Origin of the sequence: Acinetobacter sp. ANC 5378 (assembly GCF_013004315.1) — a bacterium.
Lineage (GTDB): Bacteria > Pseudomonadota > Gammaproteobacteria > Pseudomonadales > Moraxellaceae > Acinetobacter.
This window is the reverse complement of record NZ_JABERK010000078.1, coordinates 1-6,873: the sequence shown is the minus strand read 5'-3', so window position 1 is coordinate 6,873 and position 6,873 is coordinate 1. Positions and strand designations below refer to the sequence as shown.

The window sequence follows — 6,873 nt, the reverse complement described above, 5'->3', positions numbered from 1 at the left end:
TTGAGAGAAAAACCTTAAAAGCTTTATTCATGCCCGATAAAATACCGATAAAACAAAAGGAAGCTCAATTGAGCCTCCTTTTATGAAAAATTGTGGGACAGCAGTGAGCCGAAGCTTCCTTTTTTGATTTTTATGAATTATGCAGCCTGTTTCATTTCAGTTTGATAATCTTTTTGCTTTTCAGCATCAAATTGACCTTCCCATTTACTGATCACAAGAACAGCCAACGAGTTACCAATCACATTTAACACAGTACGAGCCATATCTAAAATACGGTCAATACCGGCAATAAATGCCAAGCCTTCAAGTGGAATACCCACACTGCCCAAGGTTGCTAGCAACACCACAAAAGACACACCTGGAACACCCGCAATCCCTTTAGAGGTAATCATCAAGGTTAAAACCAGAATGATTTGCTGAGTCATGCTCAAGTCGATACCGTAAAGTTGCGCAATAAAGATCGCTGCAATACTTTGATATAAGGTCGAACCATCCAGATTAAATGAATAACCGATTGGAATAACGAAACTGGTAATCGACTTGGGTGCACCGTACGCTTCCATTTTTTCCATGATACGCGGTAAAACTGTTTCAGAACTGGCAGTTGAATACGACAGAATCAGTTCATCTTTTAGAATTTTAATAATTTCCCAAATACTGAAACCACAGAATTTAGCAACAAGTCCTAAAATGACAAAGATGAAGAAGAAGATAGCGCCATAAACCAAAACGGCCAGCTTCACTAATGGAAGAAGCGAGCTAAAACCAAAGTTCGCAACGGTTACCGCAATCAGACCAAATACACCAAAAGGTGCAAAAAGCATAATCATATGCGTCACTTTGAACATGGTTTCAGAAACTGCATGTAACACATCAATGAGCGGTTTTCTGGTTTCTTTAGCCAAAGATCCCAAACCAATACCGAAGATCACGGAGAAGAAAATGATTGGCAACATATGCCCGTCAGTCAATGATCCAAAAATATTGGAAGGAATGAGAGATAAAATGGTATTAACCAGACCATGAGAATGGCTACTCACTTCTTGTGTGGTTTGCTGATATTGAGAAATGTCAGTTTGCGTCAAACTCGACATATCAATACCGGCACCCGGCTGGAACACATTTGCTGCAACCAAACCAACAATAATTGCAACTGTGGTAATAATTTCAAAATAGACAATGGTTCTGAAACCGAGCTTACCTATATTTTGACCATGACTTGCATTGGCAATACCTAAAATCAGCATTGAAACTACAAGTGGAATTACGATCATTTTAATCAAATTAATAAAGATTGCGCCCAAAGGACTCAGCAGATTATTAATCAGAGTTTCACGATATTCGGGAGAATAGTGTAGAAAAGAGCCTACAAGCACACCTAAAATGAGCGCAATGACGATTTGCCAAGCAAGACTAATCTTAATCTTTTTCATGCTAAGCCCTTAAAATCAAATTTCAATAAAAAAGCTGCTATAACACTGTCGATATCACATCGGCATGTTACGGGGAGCGTGGGAATGAATAATATAAAAAATATTCATGAAATATGAACAACGGGCTATTTTGCATCGATTAGTATATTCAATCTAACATTTTTTCTTCACAATCTGTTCAATAGGCTAAAAAACTTTCAGTTTTAGTTGAATATTCGATCTATTTGTTAAGTTTTATTTACTAATCTTATGCAATATAATGCTAGATCATGATTTTTTATGGGCGTGGGTCAGTCGGAAATATCCCCAAAGCAATAATACGGCTGCAACGGTTGTCAGATAAATCATTTTCGGAATGACGATATTTAAAGGCACACCCATTTGGTTCAACTGAATGAACATTTGAATCCCTTGGGTCGAGGGCAAAATGTTTCCGAGCCATTGCATCCACTCGGGCATGGCTGAATGTGGCCATGCTGTCCCTGAGAGTAAAAACAGCGGAATGGACGTAAAGACAATCACATGGCCAGCACGTTCAGGCATGTCAAAATATGAAGCGATCACCATGGTTAGACCAATCACGCAACTGATAAAAATGGGTACGCCAATCAGCATGCCAATGAAATTACCACCATGCGGATAATCATAGAACCAGAAAGTAAACCCAAATAAATAGAAACAACCCAAGCAGCCAATGGTTAAAATGGCGCTAAAGATCGCAAAAAATTCAGTCTTGCTGGGTCGCCAGTTTTGCAGCCGGTAACCTGCAATCAACATGCTTAAACCCAAAACAATCGTCTGATGAATAATTAAGGGGGCAATGGCGGGGAAAATATAACTGCCATAACCGGACAGGGGATTGAATAACGGAATTTGATGAATAGAAAGTGCAGGGGCGAAATGAGAAATATCGCCAAATTTCTGTGCCTGTTCAGCAATGGCATTTTCAATGGATGTGGCAAGACCTAAACCAATCTGTTTGGTCCTTAAAAAATATGCTGCACTTAAATATAAGCCTATACCACCTACTTCTCCACGGTGAATACTGTTGGATAAATTTTCTGGCAAAAGCAAAATACCATCGGCTTGCTGGGTTTTCACCAGCATTTCCGCTTCAGCAAAATTGCCTGTAACCGCCGCAATTTTCACATTGGGACTTTTTGAAACTTCACCAATAATAGTCGAGGTAATCAGGCTCTGTTCTTCATCTACAATCACAATCGGTAAAGATTCAGCATGTTCGGCTTTATACGCGGTCGGATAGAAAAAGCTATATACTAATACCGAGAGTACCAAAGTGGTAAAGATTGAAGCGTTACGTGCAATATCTTTAAAGGTTTTTAAGTAAAAGTGTAGGAAGGCTTGGATGTTATTTTTCATGCTTTAACTCCCTTTAAATATTTACTCAGGAAGAAATAGGCAGTGCCAAAATAGAACAGACAATAAATAGCTAAAATCGCAAGCGGTAACAGTGAAATAGATACAGGACTGCCAATCACCCATTGTTCGGTTTGTAATTTTGCATAAGGAGTATAAGGAATAATGTTGGCCCAAAATTGGGTAAACAGCGGCGCATTGTTTAAAGGTAAAGTGACCCCAGCAAAACTTAAGGAAGAGCCACCATAAACGGCAATAAGACCAAAAGACTTGGCTAAGTCACGTGTAGCTAAAACCACCGTACTACTCATAAAGGCATAAGCGTTATAAAAGAAAAACTGTCCGAGTAGAATGATCCATAAATGACCTGCAACAAACCAGCCACGGAATTCAATCAGCCAGAACATCCATGCCCAAGTCCATGCAGTAAAAATTAGCACACAGGTTAAATTTTTGGATAACAATGCCTTGAAAATACTGGATTGGCTGAGCCACTGTCCGGTGGTGTTAAATTTCAGCTCTTGTCCAACTGCAAAAGCCACACAACAGCAGAGTAATAAATGCAAAATCGCAGGAATCATAAACGGTTCTAAATAGAACTCGTAACTTAAACTCGGATTATATAAAGGGGAAATTTTGACATTCGGCGTTGCAACATCGACATAGGGAATTTTATTTTCCAGATAATTGTGTCCAGTAAAATCTGCCATTGCTTCTACGGTACTGAGCATCATCGCAGATGAAATAGAGTTCCCGACACTAAAATAACTTTGATTAAACGCAATACTAATCTCGGCATCTTTGGCTTGAACCAGCCGTTGTTCAGCCCCAGCCGGAATAGAAATATAACCCCAGATTTTGGTTTGATTGAGCAGCTTTTCGACTTCATCATGGCTTTGGGAAACAGCCACGATGTCTAGAGTGGAATTATGGCTGACATATTTTTCAATATTCCGGCTGAGTTCGCTTTGGTCTTGGTCAATAATCGCAATCGGTAAATGTTCAGGTTTCCCTTGAGAAAACATGCTGCTAAATAACACGATCATACATAAAGGCGCGAGTGTGACTAAGCACAAGTCCCATCTATGGGTCAGTAAATAGCGCAGTTCACGCAGCATGCCAGCCCACATTATTTGGGCTCTGCAATTTTAAACAGCACACTCATGCCCACTTTTAAATCTGCAATCGGTTGTACTGGAGTTAAATGAACTTTAAAGCTGCGAATGTCATAACCGCCAGTTTGGCGCGTGGTTTTAATGGTGGCAAATTCACCTTCAGCATCAATGTTTTTAATTTTAAAAGTGGCCGTTTGATTTAAGGCTGGAATAAAACCTTCAATGGTTTTGCTTTTATAAACTTGCGCATAGAGGTCTTCACGGACATTGATGCTGACCCATAAATCATCATCCTGAAAAATACTGACGACAGGCACGCCCATCGCTACCAGTTCAGAGGCTTTACCGTAAGTTTTAGAAATGGTGCCATTAATGGGAGAAAGCAATTGGGTTTCTGCTTCCAAGGCATTGGCCTCGCTAACTGCTGCTTTGGCAATATCAACCTGGGCATTGGCTGAAGATTTTTGTTCAGGTGTGCTGCCACGTTTTGCACGTTTATATTGTTGATAGGCAGATTCGGTCATTTGACTGGCTGAAACCGCTGCGGCCTGCATTTCGTCACGACGCTGTCGGGAAATCACGCCTTCTTTAAACAAGTTTGCTCCACGTTGATAGGTGGTTTGAGCCAACGCCTGTTGTGCTTTCAGGCTTTGCCAGTTGGCGTATAGCGTGTCAATATTTTCCTGTTGCGAACCACGATCTGCCGTCGATTGCAGTGCAAGGGCAGATTGCAAAGAAGCTAAAGCCTGTTGTTTTTTTGCCTCAATTTCCGGACTGAATAAACGCACCAACTCCTGACCTTTTTTCACTTTATCGCCATCATGTACATAGACTTCTTCAATACGGCTCGGCACTTTAGTACTGATATGAACGGTTTCTGCTTCAACTCGACCTTGTAGTTCAACTGGTTGCGGTTGATAGCTTTTCCATAAACCAAAAGCAATCAAGCCTAACAGTAGAATCAGCACAATGATGCCTACAACTTTAATACCCGATGATTTTTTTGGATTTGGCTCGGTAGTTTCAGTGGTCAGAGCTTGTTCTGAATAACTGAAAAATGCATCATCTGTAATGCTTTGCTGTTCAGATGTCGCTTGAGTATCCACTTTGCTGCTTTGAACAGATGTGTCTGTAGCGCTGCCTTCTGATGAGGTCTGCTCTACATCTTGATCAGGCTTGTTTTGATCTTGAGTCATGTTTTTCCCCAGCAAAAATTAACGGATATAGTTGGTTTGAGCCTGATTCACGTAGCTCTGAAACTGATTGATTGAGCCATGACTTTGCAATAAAGTCGCTAGAGACATCACATATTTATAGGCATTCAGTGCCATTTCACTTTTTAAACCGGTTAGGGTATTTTGCGCATCAATCACTTGAGTAGCGGTGCCCATATCTTCTTTAAAAGACAGGGTTTGAATACGCAGGTTTTCCTGAGCGGCTTTCATGTTTTGCTGTAACAGTTGATGACTTTGCTGGGCAGTGGTCAGTTCGCTATAGGACTTATAAATAATATTCTCAATTTCCTGTTTGATACGTTCAGTCAGCAGTTCAGAAGCATAGCGTTGTAACTCTGCTGCCTGAATATTTTTGTTTTTATCAACCCCTGAAAACAGGTTGTAACGTGCCACCACACCGACAATCCAGTTTTGCTTTTCATCCAGACTATATTCCCCAAAAGCAAAAAGATTGGGCTTTTTCGCTGCACTTTGTGCTTTAACATTGGCATTGGCCAGTTGGGTATCCATTTGCATTTTACGAATGAGGGAGGATTGATCCTGATAGGTTTTCAGCAGGTTATTTAAAGACTGGCTTTGCGCAGAATTCACAAAGAGTGGGGTGCTCAAGTCCGTAATCTGGCTGCTTTGCAAAAGATTATTCAGTTGAAACAGGCTGGATTTGAGACTGGCTTCGGCATTTTGATAAGTTCGTTCAGCATCGTTTTTTGCCACTTCAAACTGCATGCGCTGACCTTTGCTAATAAAACCCTGATTTTCCAGTTTAAGCGCATTGTTATAGTGGGTTTGCATGGCATTGAAATTGGAACGGCTTGAATCGAATAATTGTTCTTGCAGTTGGGCATTGAAATAAACCTGAATCAGTTCAAAGCGTTGTACGTCTTGCTGTTGCTGGGTGTTGAGCTGACTGCGCTCAGCTTTAATATGAGCAACTTCTTTGGCACTGGAAGTCAGTCCACCAGTATAAAGCGGCATTAATACTGAAACTGTGGGACGAATCACTTGATCTTCCAAAATCACATTGGCTGAATCGGGAAATAAACCGACACCACTGTGAATGGTTTGATTGAGACCTTCTTTTAAAGGATCAGCGATTCCTGAAGGAAGGTTTTGCTGATTAATCCGATCGTTAATGCCTTGAGAAAGGGTTTGCTCCAGATTGTTTTTAAAAGAATCGAGAGGAATATCGACTTCATTATGAAAAGTATAAGCACGGACATTTAAGTCTACCCGTGGCAACCCTAAACCTTTCACAGCTTCTGCTTCAAGTTTTGCCGCCTGTTGTAGGGCTTGATTGGCTTGGGTGCTATAAGAATCCTTTAAAACTGATTGTTCAGCTTGTGCATAACTGATGCTTTGAGCCAAAGTGGTGGTTGCATAAAATGCCGCTGAAGAGAGTAGGCTAATCTTAATAATCATTTTGATGGTTTGGTCTAGATTTTTTTGTGCCCATGTCAAATTCAGTAACATAGATTCGGCTCTCAACATCGTTGTAATAAATTATACATCGCTTAAAAATAGGATGTCTTTAAAGTTGGTCACTATATTGTTTAATATGCATTTGTATATTAAGCACTATTTATTTTTCAAACTAGGGCCTGTCATCAATTAGCTTGAGAAAATCTAATCTGTCCTCATTATTTTTTCATGACTAAACGCTATGCATTAAGAGATGATCAGTGGCAACAGATTAAGGATCTGTTGCCCGGACGA

At 40.3% G+C, this 6,873-nt stretch carries 5 protein-coding genes; all 5 read right to left on the bottom strand.

Translation table 11 applies throughout. The features are described from left to right. Positions 1–137: 137 nt before the first annotated feature. The 5 genes from gltP to HLH16_RS14620 all read right to left on the bottom strand — a co-directional run bounded on the left by gltP (position 138) and on the right by HLH16_RS14620 (position 6,579). Positions 138–1,433: a glutamate/aspartate:proton symporter GltP gene (gltP, locus tag HLH16_RS14640; protein ID WP_171529868.1), complete on the bottom strand. Its 1,296-nt coding sequence runs from the start codon at positions 1,431–1,433 to the stop codon at positions 138–140. A 267-nt stretch (positions 1,434–1,700) separates the two neighbouring features. Continuing rightward, entirely contained in the window at positions 1,701–2,801 is a 1,101-nt protein-coding gene (locus HLH16_RS14635; RefSeq protein WP_171529869.1) for an ABC transporter permease, read from the bottom strand. An 8-nt stretch (positions 2,802–2,809) separates the two neighbouring features. After that, complete coding sequence (locus tag HLH16_RS14630) at positions 2,810–3,940, bottom strand: ABC transporter permease (protein WP_171529867.1); 1,131 nt, start codon at positions 3,938–3,940, stop codon at positions 2,810–2,812. Beyond that, positions 3,940–5,121, bottom strand: a complete 1,182-nt coding sequence (locus tag HLH16_RS14625; protein WP_171529866.1) for an HlyD family secretion protein — start codon at positions 5,119–5,121, stop codon at positions 3,940–3,942. Before HLH16_RS14625 ends, HLH16_RS14630 begins: the two co-directional genes overlap by 1 nt. An 18-nt stretch (positions 5,122–5,139) precedes the next feature. Next, positions 5,140–6,579, bottom strand: a complete 1,440-nt coding sequence (locus HLH16_RS14620; RefSeq protein ID WP_250850287.1) for a TolC family protein — start codon at positions 6,577–6,579, stop codon at positions 5,140–5,142. Positions 6,580–6,873: the final 294 nt, after the last annotated feature.